This is a genomic window from Staphylococcus sp. SA22, from assembly GCF_054165785.1.
Genome location: NZ_JBSZQY010000003.1, coordinates 1 through 15961 on the forward strand (window position 1 = coordinate 1; position 15961 = coordinate 15961).

The following is a 15961-nucleotide window of genomic DNA, read 5'->3' on the forward strand; positions in this document are numbered from 1 at the left end:
TAAAATTATCTATAGGTTTTTAAAAATTGTACATGTTTAAACAATCAAAAGTGTACATTATTAAATTATCATTTCCAATATTATTAACGCGAGTAAAATTATTCCATTCTTTTAATAAATTATACGCATAATTAAAAGAGGCGAACAATTGATTCCGCCTCTTCTACATATATACTATTTAATTAACTTGACTCTATCGTTTATACATTAAATCTGAAATGAACGATATCGCCATCTTGCATAATATATTCTTTACCTTCTAATCGTTGTCTGCCCGCTTCTTTAGCGCCACTTTCGCCGCCATATTGTACATAGTCGTCATAACTTGTTACTTCGGCACGGATAAATCCACGTTCAAAATCAGTATGAATGATACCAGCACATTGAGGTGCAGTCATACCTTGTTTAAACGTCCAAGCACGTACTTCTTGCACACCAGCAGTAAAATATGTTGATAATCCTAATAATTCATAAGTTGTTCTAATTAATCGATCTAATCCTGATTCTTCGATACCTAAATCTTCTAAGAACATTTCTTTATCTTCATCATCTAATGTAGCAATTTCTTCTTCAATTTTTGCACTAATAACAATCACTTCAGAGTCTTCTTGCGCTGCATATTCACGAATCGCTTTTACTTTATCATTATCATCATCACCAATTTCATCTTCACCAACATTAGCGATATAAAGCATTTTTTTAGAAGTCAGTAATTGCGCTTGATTCACCCATTTTTGATCTTCTTCATTAAAGTCAATACTACGAGCGGGTTTACCATTTTCTAAAGCTTCTTTAATAGTTGTTAAAATACGCACTTCCATTTCAGCAGTCTTATCTTTTTGACGTGCCAATTTTTCAATTCTAGGTAAGCGTTTTTCAACTGATTCTAAGTCTGCAAGTACTAATTCCATATTGATAACTTCGATGTCATCAATTGGATCAACTCGACCAGCTACATGTGTTACATTATCATCGTCAAAAGCACGAACAACCTGACAAATTGCATCTACTTCTCTAATATGTGATAAGAATTTATTACCTAAACCTTCACCTTTAGAAGCACCTTTAACAATTCCGGCAATATCTGTAAATTCAAATGTAGTAGGTAATGTTTTTTTAGGTTGAACCATTTCTTCTAATTTAAGTAGTCTTGCATCTGGCACTTCTACAATACCCACGTTTGGGTCTATAGTTGCGAACGGATAGTTTGCTGCCAATGCACCCGCCTTTGTAATTGCATTAAATAATGTTGATTTACCAACGTTTGGTAAGCCAACGATACCTGCTGTTAAAGCCATGAATCATTCTCCTATCTTTGTGTATCATCCTGAGATACGATGATTTTTTTTAGTTTTTTATCAAACGTTTGACGTGGAATCATAATGCTTCGTTGACAATTTTCACACTTAATTCTAATGTCAGCACCCATTCTAATAATTTTAAAACGATTGGTTCCACACGCATGTTGTTTTTTCATTTCTACTATATCATTTATTCCATATTTTGACGCCATTAAATATGACCTCCATGTATTATAAACTACTAAACACCGTTTTCACTATGATTAAAAGGTGTCATTATTGGTTGTGGTGTCTTAATGCCTTCTTGTAAAAACATTTTTTGTACTTCTTTACGAATAATACGCGCACCAGAGAAACCTTCACCTGGTATTGTTTCTGCTGAAACCCTTAATATTACTCTAGTATCTTCAAAGGCATCAATACCAATCACAACAGGATCACTTACAAATAAATAATATTTACTACGCAGAGATGTAAATAATTTGTTTAATTTCTTCTCAACATTATCAATATTTTCATCTACAGATACTGGAATTTTAACAATTGCTGTTCCATTCGTAATTGAGTAATTCGTTATTTCACCCATGCTACTATTTGGCAAGATTGTAAGTTCCCCAGATATTGTATTAATACGTGTTGAACGGAGTCCAATTGATTTAACTGTTCCCTCTGCTACAGTTGTACCACCGTTATTTATCTTAACATAATCACCTACATCAAATTGGCTTTCAAATATAATAAAGAATCCTGTAATTACGTCTTTAACTATAGTTTGAGCACCAAAACCTACTGCTAAGCCTACGACACCAGCACTGGCAATTACCCCTTCAACACTAATGCCAAATTTACTTAAAATGGTAGTTACAACTATAAACCACACAATATATTTAACAACATTTTGCACCAATGATATTAATGTTTTCGAACGTTTTTTATTACCCTTTTTACTCTTGTTTTGTATTTTAAATCCTTGGGCAATCATTTTATCAAGTATTTTAATTACGATTAATGCAACGATAATATATATAATTATCATCGCTAATTTAGTAGCGACACTTTCATATGTTTCAATTTTAGTTAATGGTTCGAATAGCGATGAAATAATACTCATAACTTGATCCATAATTAGCGTTACTCCCTTCTATATAGTCTCAAATAATTTTATTAATATTGTTGTATTCTTCCAACCTACTGAAGTCGCATCATCTTCAAAGAATATAGATAACTATCGATATATCTATAGATTCACAAAGTGATATTATATAAAATTGTGTAACTATTTACCATACTTACGATTTAATTGTTCAATGATTCTCACAAAGTCATCTTGTGATTCAAACTCAAATGAGATTTTGCCGACTGATTTTTTTATCGATATATCTACTTTTGCGCCATACTGTTCTCGCAACTGTCGTTCTTGTTGCTTTATAAATTTAGGCTTAGTTATATCTACTTTGTCTGTTTCCGACTTTGACGAAACATTTTTTAATTCATTAACATGATTTTCTAAATATCTAACACTCCACTTTTCTTTAACAACCCGTTTCGCTAACCTAAGCATTTGTTGTTCATCTTTAATTGCCAATAACGTTCGTCCATGTGCACTTGTCAGTCGCCCATCTTTTACCATGTCAGCAATCTTTTTCGGTAAATGTAATAACCTCAACATATTCGCTATATACGGGCGCGACTTACTCAATCGCTTCGCTACTTCTTGTTGTGTAATTTTCAAATCTGTCATCAAACGTTGATAACTTTCAGCTTCTTCTATCGCATTTAAGTCTTCTCGTTGTAAATTTTCGATGACCGCCAGTTCCATCATATCTTCATCTGTTAAATCTTTGATAATCGCTGATACGTATTTTAAACCAGCAATTTCCGAAGCTCTAAACCTTCTTTCACCAACTACAATGTAATAACCTTGAACTGTTTTTCTAAGCACAATTGGTTGCAAAATACCATATTGCTTAATTGAATCTGCCAAATCATTTAAATGATTTTCATCGAAAGTTTTTCGGGGCTGATACGGATTCGGTTTGATATCCGATATATCTATTTGCTTAATTTGTTCATCTTTTGTTTTAGTAATACGTTGATCTTCACTTTTTGACAATTCACTCACATCACTTTTTATTTGATAACAACAGTTAAATATATTTTATGTATTCTAAATGAGTCAGACAACCATTAACCACACTTTATTTAAAAAATAATTCATTTTTCAACTTCAAGATACCAATTACAATTTCACAAACAAATTAACTTTTAAATCAAAATTTTCTGAATAATTGTTGACAAATCTTTTTTTACTCTGTAAGCTAATTAATATCTTATAACAGTTTAATGAAACGTAAACACAATAAAGAGGAAAGTAAAACACACCCTGCTTATACAGAGAGTCTTTAGTAGCTGAGAGAAGATTTTGAAAGCGTGTTTGAAAATGGCCTTGGAGTGTTGATGCCAATATGAGGTGTCTACGGGTTCGCCCGTTATAGCGATACAGTATTAACATTGATGTTAAATGGCGTACTGGATTCTTTACGCACGATTTTTTGTTAATAAGTACGGGATATCACATTACTATATCCTTACTTACTGACTTTAATTGTGATAATTGTTCAGTAAGCATATTTACTTTTAATGCGTACTGAATAAGGTTATTTCAGCGATGGAATAACAAATAAAGGTGGTACCGCGAAACATAAGCTTTCGTCCTTTTTATCCGATTCATTCGGGTACGAAGGACGGAAGCTTTTTTTATTTTTTCTTATAGGAGGGTCTTAATATGAAGGATACACAGTTAGCCCAAATCACATTAACTGATGATTCAACCGGTGCTATAGCGAATCCAATCCATTTATCTACTGCCTACAAGCATCCAAAACTAGGACAATCGACAGGTTTTGATTATACACGTACTAAAAATCCTACACGCTCAACATTTGAAACCTGTTTTGCCAAACTTGAGCATGGTATTGCATCATTCGCTACATCAAGTGGAATGTCAGCCATTCAATTAATATGTAATTTATTTAAACCACACGATGAAATTTTAGTTTCATTCGATTTATACGGCGGCACATTTAGATTATTTGAATTTTACGAGCAACAATACGATATCAAATTTAAGTACGTTGATTTTACAGATTATGAACAAGTTGAAAAAGAAATCACTGATAAAACAGTTGCATTATTCATTGAACCAATATCTAACCCACAAATGATTGCTATTGATGTAAAGCCGTACTATCAACTTTGTAAAGCTAAAGGCTTATTGTCAATTATCGACAATACTTTTTTAACACCTTATCTTTCAACACCATTAGCAGAAGGTGCTGATATAGTCTTACATTCAGCTACGAAATATATTGGTGGACATAACGATGTACTAGCAGGTGTCGTAACCGTCAAAGATGAATCACTCGCGCAACAGTTGTTTGATTTTCACAACATGACTGGCGCAACACTTTCACCAATAGATAGTTATTTGTTGTTACGTGGACTTAAAACTTTGCATTTACGCATTGAGCGTGCGCAATCAAACGCAAGAAAACTTGCTAAAAAATGTCAGTCACTTCAAGCAATTGACGAAGTACTATATAGCGGGCAAACTGGCATGCTTAGTTTAAGACTTAACAAGGCCTATAGCGTCGCTAAATTATTAGAAAATTTAGACATTTGTATCTTTGCAGAAAGTTTAGGAGGTACTGAAACATTAGTGACCTTCCCTTACACACAAACACATGTTGATATGCCAGATGCTGAAAAAGATAAACGTGGCATTGATGAGTATTTAATCCGCTTATCACTAGGCGTTGAAAATTATGAAGACATCGAACGCGATATCATCCAAGCATTAGATAAAGCTCAGATTGGAGAGATTGTATGACACTTTCAAAAGAGACAGAAGTGATATTCGATTGGCGTAGAGGTGTGGAATATCATTCAGCTAACCCACCACTCTATGATTCTTCAACATTCCATCAAACAAGTCTTGGTGGCGATGTTAAATATGATTATGCACGAAGTGGCAACCCTAACCGTGAACTTTTAGAAGAGAAGTTAGCACGATTAGAACAGGGAAAATTCGCTTTTGCTTTTGCATCAGGTATTGCTGCTATTTCAGTAGTACTTTTGACTTTCAAATCTGGTGATCATGTCATCTTACCCGATGATGTATATGGCGGTACTTTTCGCCTCACTGAGCAAATTTTGAATCGTTTTAATATTGAATTTACAACCGTAGATACTACCAAGCTCGAACAAATCGAGGGCGCCATTCAATCAAACACAAAATTAATTTATATCGAAACACCATCGAATCCCTGTTTTAAAATTACTGATATCAAAGCTGTTTCTAAAATAGCCGAAAAGCATGAACTACTGGTAGCTGTGGACAATACATTTATGACACCGTTAGGTCAATCACCTTTATTACTTGGCGCTGATATTGTCATTCATAGTGCTACAAAATTTTTAAGTGGACATAGCGATTTAATTGCTGGTGCTGTCATTACTAATAATGAGGCAATTAGTGAAGCTCTTTATTTAATACAAAATGGTACAGGCAATATGTTATCTGCTCAAGATAGCTGGACGCTTGCTAAACATTTAAAAACATTTCCAATCAGATTTAAACAATCTGTCGAAAACGCTCAAAAAATCGTGTCATTTTTAATAAAGCAAGATGAAATTTCAGAAGTTTATTATCCGGGACTCACTGCTGCTCATTTAGAACAAGCTAAAAATGGCGGTGCCGTTATTGGCTTTCGTTTAGCTGATGAGTCTAAAGCACAACAATTTGTCGATGCACTGACATTACCACTCGTTTCAGTGAGTCTGGGCGGTGTTGAAACGATCCTTTCACATCCAGCAACAATGTCTCACGCTGCACTACCTGAAGAAGTGAGACAAGAACGTGGTATCACTTTCGGTCTATTCCGATTAAGCGTTGGTCTCGAAGATCCTGATGAACTCATTGCAGACATCAAATACGCATTAAAGGAGGCATTCAATGAGTCAATTCCTCACACAATTGAAAGATAATGTTTTAGTAGCTGATGGCGCTATTGGAACGATTTTATACTCTGAAGGGTTAGACACCTGTCCAGAAGCATATAATCTTAGCCATCCAGATAAAGTTGAACGCATCCATCGTTCATATATTGAAGCCGGTGCTGATGTCATTCAAACCAATACTTATGGTGCAAATTTTGAAAAGTTAAAACGATTCGGTCTTGAAGATAAAGTTAAAGCTATACATCAAGCCGCCGTTCGCATCGCAAAAAAAGCAGCAAATAAAGATACGTATATATTAGGCACAGTTGGTGGGTTTAGAGGTATCAAACAAGAGGATATCAGCTTACAAACTATTCTTTATCATACTGAAATTCAAATAGACACCTTAATTGAAGAAGGCGTTGACGCGCTACTTTTCGAAACGTATTACGACCTAGAAGAGTTAACAAATGTCATTTCACGAACGAGAAAGAAATACGACATTCCAATCATTGCTCAATTAACCGCTTCAAACACAAATTACTTAGTTAATGGTCAGGCAATCAATGAAGGATTAAAACAACTCGTTCAATGTGGTGCAAACATCGTGGGACTCAATTGTCATCATGGCCCGCACCATATGCAAGAGTCTTTCACACATATTGAATTACCAGAGCACGCATACTTATCTTGTTATCCAAATGCCAGCTTATTAGATATTGAAAATAGTGAATTTAAGTATAGTGACAATGCACAATATTTCGGCCAAGTTGCTCAAAATTTAATTCGCGAAGGTGTTCGTTTAATTGGTGGTTGCTGTGGTACAACGCCAGAGCACATCAAATTTATTAAAGAATCTATTCAGACACTTAAACCTGTTAATGACAAAAAAGTGATTCCGATACCAAAGAAAGCACTTTTCAATCCATCTCAAAATAAAGTTAGACAATCATTAACATCTAAGGTTCAAGAACGTCCAACCGTTATTATCGAATTGGATACACCGAAACATTTAGACACGGATAGATTTTTTGAAAATATCGCTAAACTTGATAAAGCTAATGTAGATGCGGTAACACTCGCAGATAATTCATTGGCAACTGTCAGAATTAGCAACATTGCTGCTGCAAGCTTAATTAAACAATATTACAATATTGAACCACTCGTACATATTACATGTCGAGACCGAAACTTAATCGGCTTGCAGTCCCATTTACTTGGATTATCGCTCATTGGCGTTAACGAAATATTAGCCATAACTGGTGATCCTTCAAAAGTTGGTCACTTACCAGGTGCAACCAATGTCTATGATGTTAATTCTAAAGGATTAACTGAACTCGCTCTAAGATTTAATCAAGGTATTAACACTGACGGTGATGCGCTGAAGAAACGTACACACTTCAACATCGCTGGCGCCTTTAACCCTAATGTTCGTAAATTAGATGGTGCCGTAAAACGACTAGAGAAAAAGATAGAAAGCGGAATGTCTTATTTTATAACACAACCCGTGTACAGCAAAGAGAAAATCATTGAAATTTACCATGCCACTAAGCACTTGAACAAACCATTTTTCATAGGCATTATGCCTATCGCAAGTTACAAAAACGCACTCTTTTTGCATAATGAAGTGCCAGGAATCAAGATGTCAGATGAAATTTTACAACAATTTGAAGCAGTTAAAGATGATAAAGCCAAAACACGCGAACTAAGTCTTAAGCTTTCAAAGGATTTAATCGATACTGTTCATGAATATTTTAATGGTTTATACATTATCACACCGTTTCAAAATGTCGAAGATTCATTAGAACTTGCAGCATACTCAAAATCTATTACTGCTCACAAGGAGGCAATATTATGACAACAATTAAAACATCAAACTTAGGATTCCCAAGATTAGGTAGAAAAAGAGAATGGAAAAAAGCCATCGAAAGTTATTGGGCAAAGAAGATTTCTAAAGAAGAATTAGATCAAACATTAACTGATCTACATAAAGAAAATTTATTATTACAAAAGTACTATCACTTAGATAGCATCCCAGTTGGTGATTTCTCTTTATATGACCATATTTTAGATACGTCATTATTATTCAACATCATCCCTGAACGTTTCCAAGGTAGAACTATCGATGATGACTTATTATTTGATATTGCTCGCGGTAATAAAGACCATGTTGCAAGTGCACTTATAAAATGGTTTAACACTAACTATCATTACATCGTACCTGAATGGGACAATGTTGAGCCTAAGGTGAGTCGCAATGTATTATTAGATCGCTTTAAATATGCCCAATCTTTAAACGTTAACGCTCACCCTGTCATTGTTGGTCCGATAACTTTTGTTAAATTATCAAAAGGCGGTCACCAAACTTTTGAAGAAAAAGTTAAAACGTTATTACCACTTTATAAAGAAGTGTTTGAATCATTAATTGATGCAGGTGCTGAGTACATTCAAGTTGATGAGCCAATCTTAGTTACAGACGACAGTGAAAGCTATGAAAATATTACACGTGAAGCTTATGACTATTTCGAAAAAGCTGGTGTTGCTAAAAAATTAGTCATTCAAACATACTTCGAACGTGCACATCTTAAATTCTTAAGTTCTTTACCTGTTGGTGGTTTAGGTTTAGACTTTGTCCATGATAATGGCTATAACCTTAAACAAATTGAAGCAGGAGATTTTGATAAATCAAAAACATTATACGCTGGAATTATTGATGGTCGTAATGTATGGGCAAGTGACATTGAATCTAAAAAAGTCTTAATCGATAAATTGTTAGCACACACGAATGAGCTTGTCATTCAACCATCATCTTCATTATTACATGTTCCAGTATCTTTAGATGATGAAACATTAGATACAAGTGTTGGCGAAGGCTTAAGCTTTGCAACTGAAAAATTAGACGAATTAGATGCATTGCGTCGCCTATTTAATCAAAACGATAGTGTTAAATATGATAAATTAAAAGCACGTTATGAGCGTTTCCAAAATCAATCATTCAAAAACTTAGATTATGATTTCGAAAGCGTGCGTACTTCAAGACAATCACCATTCGCGCAACGTATTGAACAACAACAAAAACGTTTGAACTTACCGGATTTACCAACAACAACTATTGGATCATTCCCACAAAGCCAAGAAGTTCGAAAATACCGTGCAGATTGGAAAAACAAACGCATTACAGACGAAGCATATGAAACATTCTTAAAAAATGAAATTGCTCGATGGATTAAAATTCAAGAAGACATCGGCTTAGATGTATTAGTTCACGGTGAATTTGAACGTAATGACATGGTTGAATTCTTCGGAGAAAAATTACAAGGTTTCTTAGTAACTAAATTCGGTTGGGTGCAATCATATGGTTCACGTGCCGTAAAACCACCAATCATTTATGGTGATGTAAAATGGACAGCACCTTTAACTGTTGATGAAACAGTTTATGCACAAAGCTTAACAGATAAACCAGTTAAAGGTATGTTAACTGGACCTGTAACAATTCTAAACTGGTCATTTGAACGTGTTGATTTACCACGTAAAGTCGTTCAAGATCAAATTGCTTTAGCAATCAACGAAGAAGTATTAGCACTTGAAGCTGCAGGAATCAAAGTTATCCAAGTTGACGAACCTGCATTACGTGAAGGCTTACCATTACGCTCTGAATATCACGAACAATATCTTAAAGATGCTGTTTTATCATTTAAACTTGCAACGTCTTCAGTTCGTGATGAAACTCAAATCCATACACATATGTGTTATTCTCAATTCGGTCAAATCATTCATGCTATTCATGACTTAGATGCTGATGTTATTTCAATTGAAACATCTCGTAGCCATGGTGATTTAATTAAAGACTTTGAAGATATTAATTATGATTTAGGTATTGGTCTAGGTGTATATGATATTCATAGTCCACGTATTCCAACAAAAGAAGAAATTACTACAGCAATCAATCGTTCACTACAACAAATCGATCGCTCATTATTCTGGGTAAACCCTGACTGTGGTTTGAAAACGCGAAAAGAAGAAGAAGTTAAAGATGCATTGACTGTACTTGTGAATGCTGTTAAAGCTAAACGCCAAGAATAATCGCAGCATTTATCATATAATAAACTAAAAACGGGTGATTTTATGACACACTATCCTTTATGGCAACAATTAAATACTTTAAAACAAGCAACTTGGGTTGATTTAACGCATACATTTGATCCAGAAATACCACGTTTTAGTGAGTTTGAAAAAGGTGAAGTTTCAACTTTATTCACGGTTAAAGATCATGGTTTCTATGTGCAACGTTGGAATATTGTAACGCAATATGGTACTCACATTGATGCACCAATCCACTTTGTCGAGAACAAACGTTATTTAGAAGACATTGATTTAAAAGAATTGGTATTGCCGTTAATTGTATTAGACTTTTCAACAGAAGTAGCGAACAACAATGATTTCATCGTAACACGTGCGCATATAGAAGCATGGGAAAAAGAGCATGGGACTATTGAACCTGGCACTTTTGTTGCACTTCGTACCGATTGGTCAAAACGTTGGCCTAATATTGAAACGTTTGAAAACAAAGATTCGAACGGACAACAACATGCACCGGGTTGGGGATTAGATGCTTTGAAGTACTTAATTGAAGAACGCCGTGTTGAAGCTGTTGGTCATGAAACATTCGATACCGATGCATCTGTGGACGTTGTAAAAAATGGTGATTTAGTTGGCGAACGTTATATTCTTGGTCAGGATAAATACCAAGTCGAGTTATTAACTAATTTAGATCAATTACCAACTCGTGGCGCCATCATTTACGCTATCAGCCCTAAACCAAAAGATGCACCTGGGTTCCCTGTTAGAGCATTTGCAATTAAACCATCAAATGACTAATATTACCCAATAAATCCATAAACAAATAAAAACAGGTTATGCCAACATGTAATTAATACTGTTGTGATAACCTGTTTTCTTATTATTTATACTTTGATACAACTGCAGCGATAGCTTGACCGCCACCAATACACAATGATGTTAAACCAGTTTCGACTTCATCATTCAGTTGATGCAATAATGTCACTAAAACTCTAGCACCAGATGCACCAATAGGGTGTCCTAATGCAATAGCGCCACCTTTAACATTCACCTTTTCAGGAGGTAATTTTAATTCGCGATCTACAGCTAATGATTGTGCTGCAAATGCTTCATTTAATTCAAATACATCAATATCGCTTAATTCTTTTTTACTACGTTTCAAAGCCTTTTCAACAGCGCCAACTGGTGCAATACCCATAATAGAAGGATCTACACCATGACTTCCAAAGCCATCAAGCACTGCCAATGGTTCGATATTTAATTCTTTAGCTTTGTCTTCTGACATGACTAACATCATCGCAGCACCATCATTGATTCCTGATGCATTACCTGCTGTAACTGTACCGTCTTTTTTGAAAGCTGGTCTTAAGCGACTTAATTTTTCAACTGATACATTTTCACGTACACCTTCATCCATAGTGACAACGATTGATTCACCTTTACGTTGAGGAATCGATACTGGAACTATTTCACTATCAAATTCACCATTTTGCTGTGCACGTACTGCTTTTTGTTGTGAGTTTACAGCAAATGTATCTTGTTCTTCTCTTGAAATACCATATTGTTCTACTAAATTTTCAGCAGTAATACCCATATGATATTGATTAAATACATCTGTTAAACCATCATATACCATGCTATCAACCATTGATTGATGTCCCATTTTAAAACCAAAGCGACTGTTGTTGACAAGCATTGGTGATTGAGACATATTCTCCATACCGCCAGCTAGCACGATGTCATTTTCACCAGTCACAATAGATTGATATGCTAATTGAATCGACTTTAACCCAGAACCACATACTTTATTCACTGTAAATGCAGGTACTGTTTCTGGCAAGCCACCTTTCATAGCAGCAATTCGTGCTGGATTTTGTCCTTGTCCTGCTTGTAGTACGTTACCGATGATGACTTCATTAATCTCACTTGGATTCAAACCCGTCTCTTTAATAATATGTTCTATTAAAGTCGCACCTAAATCATAGGCTGGCACGTCTTTAAACGCACCTCCAAAAACGCCAATAGGTGTCCTGTATGCTGCTGCTAATACGACTCTCGTCATGTCATATTCATCTCCTTATGATATATACAATTTTATTACTAATACGTCTAATGAACCAATACGCCACTAACATCCAATTTATGAAACCAATTGCTACGTATGTTACATTTTCATTCTTGTTATGCATTTAACAAGACATATTATACAATGTAGTAATTTGATTGGGCAATTAGAAACGCAACCGTTTTCACCCTAACACTTCACACTTTAATTTTTGCTCTATCATCCTCATCTATAGTACAAAATTATTAATTAATTTACCACAAATATTCATTATAATTAAGTGCAACGCTATCATCATTTTACAGTCAATTATGGAACTACTTTGTTGCTGTTGATTTCATAATGTCCTTCACATTTATCGGTACATCACCTATATTGTTAGCAATTTTGAAGCTACCTTCATATCAACTATCTCAAACCCTTCGTCGATACTAAAATATAAAAAGCCTCTTTTCACTAGAATAGATGCATAGTATACTTAAAAAATTAATTATACATCCAAAAGGAGTTAAAATTTTATGGTTAATGCATTAACACCAAAACATTTAGCTGAAAAGCGTGCAGGATTCCATGAGTTGTTCTTTGATTTAATTTTCGTCTATGCCATTCAAAAAATTGCACATGTGATTTTAACAACACAAAATGGTTCCATTTCAGCTGATTTATTTTTCAAATACATCGTCATGAGTTTGTTCTTATGGTTAATGTGGTCTCATCAAACATTTTTTACAAATCGATTTGGTCAAGTTACATTCAAAGACGTCTCGTTTATGATGTTTAATATGTTTATCATGGTCTTCCTATCTAACAGCCTATATCCGGACTTTGAAAAGACATTCTTCCCATTCTTCTTATGCGTGGCAATTATGTATTTAAGTATCGGATTACAGTATTTATTACATATACGTACAGGATTAGATTATGGCGATAAGCGTACATGTCAAGCTTTTGCGACCGTAGCCTTTGTGATTTCATTTTTATCATTTCTATCATTAGTACTACCACAAAGTATCCATTACATCCCTGGATTTTTAGGCGTATTCATTGCAGCGACAGGACTTATTCCATTTCAGAAATATCTTGTATTATCACCTGTTAATATGATGCATTTAGTAGAACGTTTTTCGTTACTAACAATTATTATCTTTGGCGAGGTACTGGTTGGTTTAGCTTCGTCATCATTTAGCATTGATCATTTTAGTTACATTTATATATTCCAATTTATGATTTTAATTAGTCTTTTCGGTGTTTATTGGATCATTACTGAAAATTACATCAATCATAAATTATCATCTATCGGTTTTCGTTTATCGTATACGCATCTATTAATCAATATCGCTTTAGGTGTGATTAATGCCGCAATTGTTTTTAGTAATAACAATAAACTAAATGACTTGTTTGAAATTAATATGATGTATATCAGTGTTTTAATATTCTATATTGGATTATGGTTAATCACGCCTTATTTCCATAATGAACTGACAAACGCAAAATATATTTCTTCTTCACTAGGCATACTTGTAGTATCATATATCATCAGCCTTATCTTTAAAGGGCATGACCAAGTAATGATTATCTCGGTATCCGTTGCGACTTTCTGCATCATGCTCATCTATTTTAAAAATCAACGTCTACGTCAAAGTGATGAATAGATAACCTTGATCTCGATCAATGTATTGGAACTGCATCCAAAAATATTGTGCTTCACAGTATACTTTTGAGACAATCATCAGTTATGATACATGATCGAGTTTTTATATTTCCAAGGAAATCATTGGCATATACTATCATCAATTGATACACGCAAATAAATTTCAGCAACACACTCAATAATATATACACGTTAATCCTCACTATAAAAGGATGCAATTCCCACACAACCTAATCTTCTAAAAACAAATGATATGATATAGAGATGTCAACTCAACCTTTCATCCCGCATTTCATTCCACACCAAAAAGAGCCGATGATAATCGTATTGATTTATCACCTGCTCTAAATATTATTTCAATGACTAGCTTCACACCAAGAATATTGATTATAGTTCTTGTTTGTTAAAAATTTTAATAGACAATATATAAGAAACGCTCGTTATAACTATACCAATGACCGCATATACTATGACAACTAGCCATCCTCCAGTGCTAATTTTTTCAAATTCTAATGCAGATGCACCACTAACCATACCATATATAAAGAAAAAGACCACGAAAGAAATAAGTAGTAGTATAGATGCACATATCATAATGACATTGGAGTTTTCAGCGCCAAATTTAAATGTCAATGGGAAAATGATAGAGTATGCCCCTATGATACCAAAACTCATTAAACCTGACATAATACCAATCATCACACTTTGGGTCACAATCGTAGTCACAACTAATCCAATCATTAAACTTGCACCGAATAAGATTAAATAAAAGGCAAAGTATGACTTAATATAATCACTACGTTTAACCGGTAAAGTAGATACATAATACATCCATCTTGAGTCTTTTTCATGTTTAATATTATCAGTAATAGGTGTAATTAACATAACCCCAGCCATTGCAGAACTCATCAACGGATTAAATACTGCAAAGTATCCCGCAGCTATGATAGCGACTATAAAATAAATATATGTTTGCTTTCTCGTTGCATAAAAACTACTTAGGAACATACCTTTCATTATACTTCACCTCGCATTATGATTTTCGTAGCGTCATCAATGTGTTTTAAAGGCTCTGCATTTTCAATTTCTGCATAATCTTTAACTAAAATTTGATATTTCCCCTTTGACAATCTAGAAGCTATAATTAAATGCTTAGGAATTTCAACATCTTTATCTTCTGTCGTAACAATTCCATATTGTGCTAAAAGTATATCTTTCTGTTCAGTTAAAATCATTCGTCCATCTTTCATAAACACTAATTTATCCGCTAATTGTTCTATATCTTCAGAAATATGCGATGATATTAAGATGCCTCCACCTTGCGCGACAAAATCTTCTAATAGTTCCATTACTTCTTCTCGTCCAGAAACATCCATACCCGCAGTTGCTTCATCTAAGATCAATAGCTTCACATCATGAGAAAGCGCAATCGTCAAAGCTATCTTCATTCGCATCCCTCTTGAAAAAGTTTTAATTTTAGTTTGTAGTGGCAACTCGAAATATTTGATTAAATCAAAGAATTTTTGACTATTCCAAGTCGTATAAATAGATTGAAATACTTTATCTATATCTTTAATAGTCAATTTATTAGGTACTCTCAAATCATCAAACACAACACCTATGTGTTCTTTATATTCGACATCACCCGCAGCATGCTCTTCCCCAAAAAATGTGATACTACCGTTATCTTTATGTCGATTGCCTACTAGAATATTAATTAATGTCGATTTACCTGAGCCATTTTTCCCGATTAATCCTACTGTCTCATTGGTAGAAATCGTTAAAGATGCATCTTGTAATTTAAATTCCGAATCTTTGTATTGTTTGTTCACACGATCTACGTTTAACAATGTTGTCATATCCATG

At 34.2% G+C, this 15961-nt stretch carries 13 protein-coding genes and 1 other annotated feature; of the genes, 6 read left to right on the forward strand and 7 right to left on the reverse strand.

Annotated elements, in window-relative coordinates; all coding sequences use genetic code 11:
• Positions 1-200: 200 nt before the first annotated feature.
• The 4 genes from ychF to ACXQH5_RS03870 form a co-directional block, all read right to left on the reverse strand.
• Positions 201-1298, reverse strand: a complete 1098-nt coding sequence (ychF, locus tag ACXQH5_RS03855; RefSeq protein ID WP_160203746.1) for a redox-regulated ATPase YchF — start codon at positions 1296-1298, stop codon at positions 201-203.
• Positions 1299-1309: 11 nt separating this feature from the next.
• Positions 1310-1513 carry a DUF951 domain-containing protein gene (locus ACXQH5_RS03860; RefSeq protein ID WP_000157348.1) on the reverse strand — a complete coding sequence of 68 codons (204 nt, stop codon included), beginning with the start codon at positions 1511-1513 and terminating at the stop codon, positions 1310-1312.
• Between the two features lie 29 nt (positions 1514-1542).
• Entirely contained in the window at positions 1543-2424 is an 882-nt protein-coding gene (locus ACXQH5_RS03865; RefSeq protein WP_000373077.1) for a mechanosensitive ion channel family protein, read from the reverse strand.
• A 153-nt stretch (positions 2425-2577) separates the two neighbouring features.
• Positions 2578-3423, reverse strand: a complete 846-nt coding sequence (locus ACXQH5_RS03870; protein WP_014363379.1) for a ParB/RepB/Spo0J family partition protein — start codon at positions 3421-3423, stop codon at positions 2578-2580.
• 228 nt (positions 3424-3651) lie between these two features.
• Positions 3652-4021, forward strand: a binding site (T-box leader).
• Positions 4022-4086: 65 nt separating this feature from the next.
• Between ACXQH5_RS03870 and ACXQH5_RS03875 the strand changes: the two genes are divergently transcribed.
• From ACXQH5_RS03875 to ACXQH5_RS03895, 5 genes are read left to right on the forward strand one after another with little or no spacing between them, the layout of a single operon-like run.
• Entirely contained in the window at positions 4087-5190 is a 1104-nt protein-coding gene (locus ACXQH5_RS03875; RefSeq protein ID WP_000655692.1) for a PLP-dependent transferase, read from the forward strand.
• A complete protein-coding gene (gene metC / locus ACXQH5_RS03880; RefSeq protein ID WP_458066587.1) occupies positions 5187-6347 on the forward strand; it encodes a cystathionine beta-lyase MetC in 1161 nt (386 codons plus the stop codon). Before ACXQH5_RS03875 ends, metC begins: the two co-directional genes overlap by 4 nt.
• On the forward strand, positions 6316-8157 hold the full coding sequence (locus tag ACXQH5_RS03885; protein ID WP_000077321.1) for a bifunctional homocysteine S-methyltransferase/methylenetetrahydrofolate reductase: 1842 nt from the start codon (positions 6316-6318) through the stop codon (positions 8155-8157). Before metC ends, ACXQH5_RS03885 begins: the two co-directional genes overlap by 32 nt.
• Positions 8154-10382: a 5-methyltetrahydropteroyltriglutamate--homocysteine S-methyltransferase gene (metE, locus tag ACXQH5_RS03890; RefSeq protein WP_000207628.1), complete on the forward strand. Its 2229-nt coding sequence runs from the start codon at positions 8154-8156 to the stop codon at positions 10380-10382. The genes ACXQH5_RS03885 and metE overlap by 4 nt, the downstream gene beginning before the upstream one ends.
• A 42-nt stretch (positions 10383-10424) precedes the next feature.
• Positions 10425-11177, forward strand: a complete 753-nt coding sequence (locus tag ACXQH5_RS03895) for a cyclase family protein (protein ID WP_000150225.1) — start codon at positions 10425-10427, stop codon at positions 11175-11177.
• An 82-nt stretch (positions 11178-11259) separates the two neighbouring features.
• Here ACXQH5_RS03895 and ACXQH5_RS03900 read toward each other — a convergent pair whose 3' ends face one another.
• On the reverse strand, positions 11260-12441 hold the full coding sequence (locus ACXQH5_RS03900) for an acetyl-CoA C-acetyltransferase (protein WP_000199085.1): 1182 nt from the start codon (positions 12439-12441) through the stop codon (positions 11260-11262).
• Between the two features lie 521 nt (positions 12442-12962).
• Here ACXQH5_RS03900 and ACXQH5_RS03905 point away from each other — a divergent pair.
• Complete coding sequence (locus tag ACXQH5_RS03905) at positions 12963-14096, forward strand: low temperature requirement protein A (protein WP_000245691.1); 1134 nt, start codon at positions 12963-12965, stop codon at positions 14094-14096.
• A gap of 386 nt (positions 14097-14482) precedes the next feature.
• Here ACXQH5_RS03905 and ACXQH5_RS03910 read toward each other — a convergent pair whose 3' ends face one another.
• The gene (locus ACXQH5_RS03910; RefSeq protein WP_000677717.1) at positions 14483-15112 is read right to left on the reverse strand and encodes an ABC-2 transporter permease; all 630 of its coding nucleotides are present in this window, start codon (positions 15110-15112) and stop codon (positions 14483-14485) included.
• A complete protein-coding gene (locus ACXQH5_RS03915) occupies positions 15112-15954 on the reverse strand; it encodes an ABC transporter ATP-binding protein (RefSeq protein ID WP_000209561.1) in 843 nt (280 codons plus the stop codon). Before ACXQH5_RS03915 ends, ACXQH5_RS03910 begins: the two co-directional genes overlap by 1 nt.
• Positions 15955-15961: the final 7 nt, after the last annotated feature.

Coding starts and splice junctions, on each gene's coding strand:
- ychF (WP_160203746.1), bottom strand. CDS start 1,298: ATGGCTTTAACAGCAGGTATCGTTGGCTTACCAAACGTTGGTAAATCA.
- ACXQH5_RS03860 (WP_000157348.1), bottom strand. CDS start 1,513: ATGGCGTCAAAATATGGAATAAATGATATAGTAGAAATGAAAAAACAA.
- ACXQH5_RS03865 (WP_000373077.1), bottom strand. CDS start 2,424: ATGGATCAAGTTATGAGTATTATTTCATCGCTATTCGAACCATTAACT.
- ACXQH5_RS03875 (WP_000655692.1), top strand. CDS start 4,087: ATGAAGGATACACAGTTAGCCCAAATCACATTAACTGATGATTCAACC.
- metC (WP_458066587.1), top strand. CDS start 5,187: ATGACACTTTCAAAAGAGACAGAAGTGATATTCGATTGGCGTAGAGGT.
- ACXQH5_RS03885 (WP_000077321.1), top strand. CDS start 6,316: ATGAGTCAATTCCTCACACAATTGAAAGATAATGTTTTAGTAGCTGAT.
- metE (WP_000207628.1), top strand. CDS start 8,154: ATGACAACAATTAAAACATCAAACTTAGGATTCCCAAGATTAGGTAGA.
- ACXQH5_RS03895 (WP_000150225.1), top strand. CDS start 10,425: ATGACACACTATCCTTTATGGCAACAATTAAATACTTTAAAACAAGCA.
- ACXQH5_RS03900 (WP_000199085.1), bottom strand. CDS start 12,441: ATGACGAGAGTCGTATTAGCAGCAGCATACAGGACACCTATTGGCGTT.
- ACXQH5_RS03905 (WP_000245691.1), top strand. CDS start 12,963: ATGGTTAATGCATTAACACCAAAACATTTAGCTGAAAAGCGTGCAGGA.
- ACXQH5_RS03910 (WP_000677717.1), bottom strand. CDS start 15,112: ATGAAAGGTATGTTCCTAAGTAGTTTTTATGCAACGAGAAAGCAAACA.
- ACXQH5_RS03915 (WP_000209561.1), bottom strand. CDS start 15,954: ATGACAACATTGTTAAACGTAGATCGTGTGAACAAACAATACAAAGAT.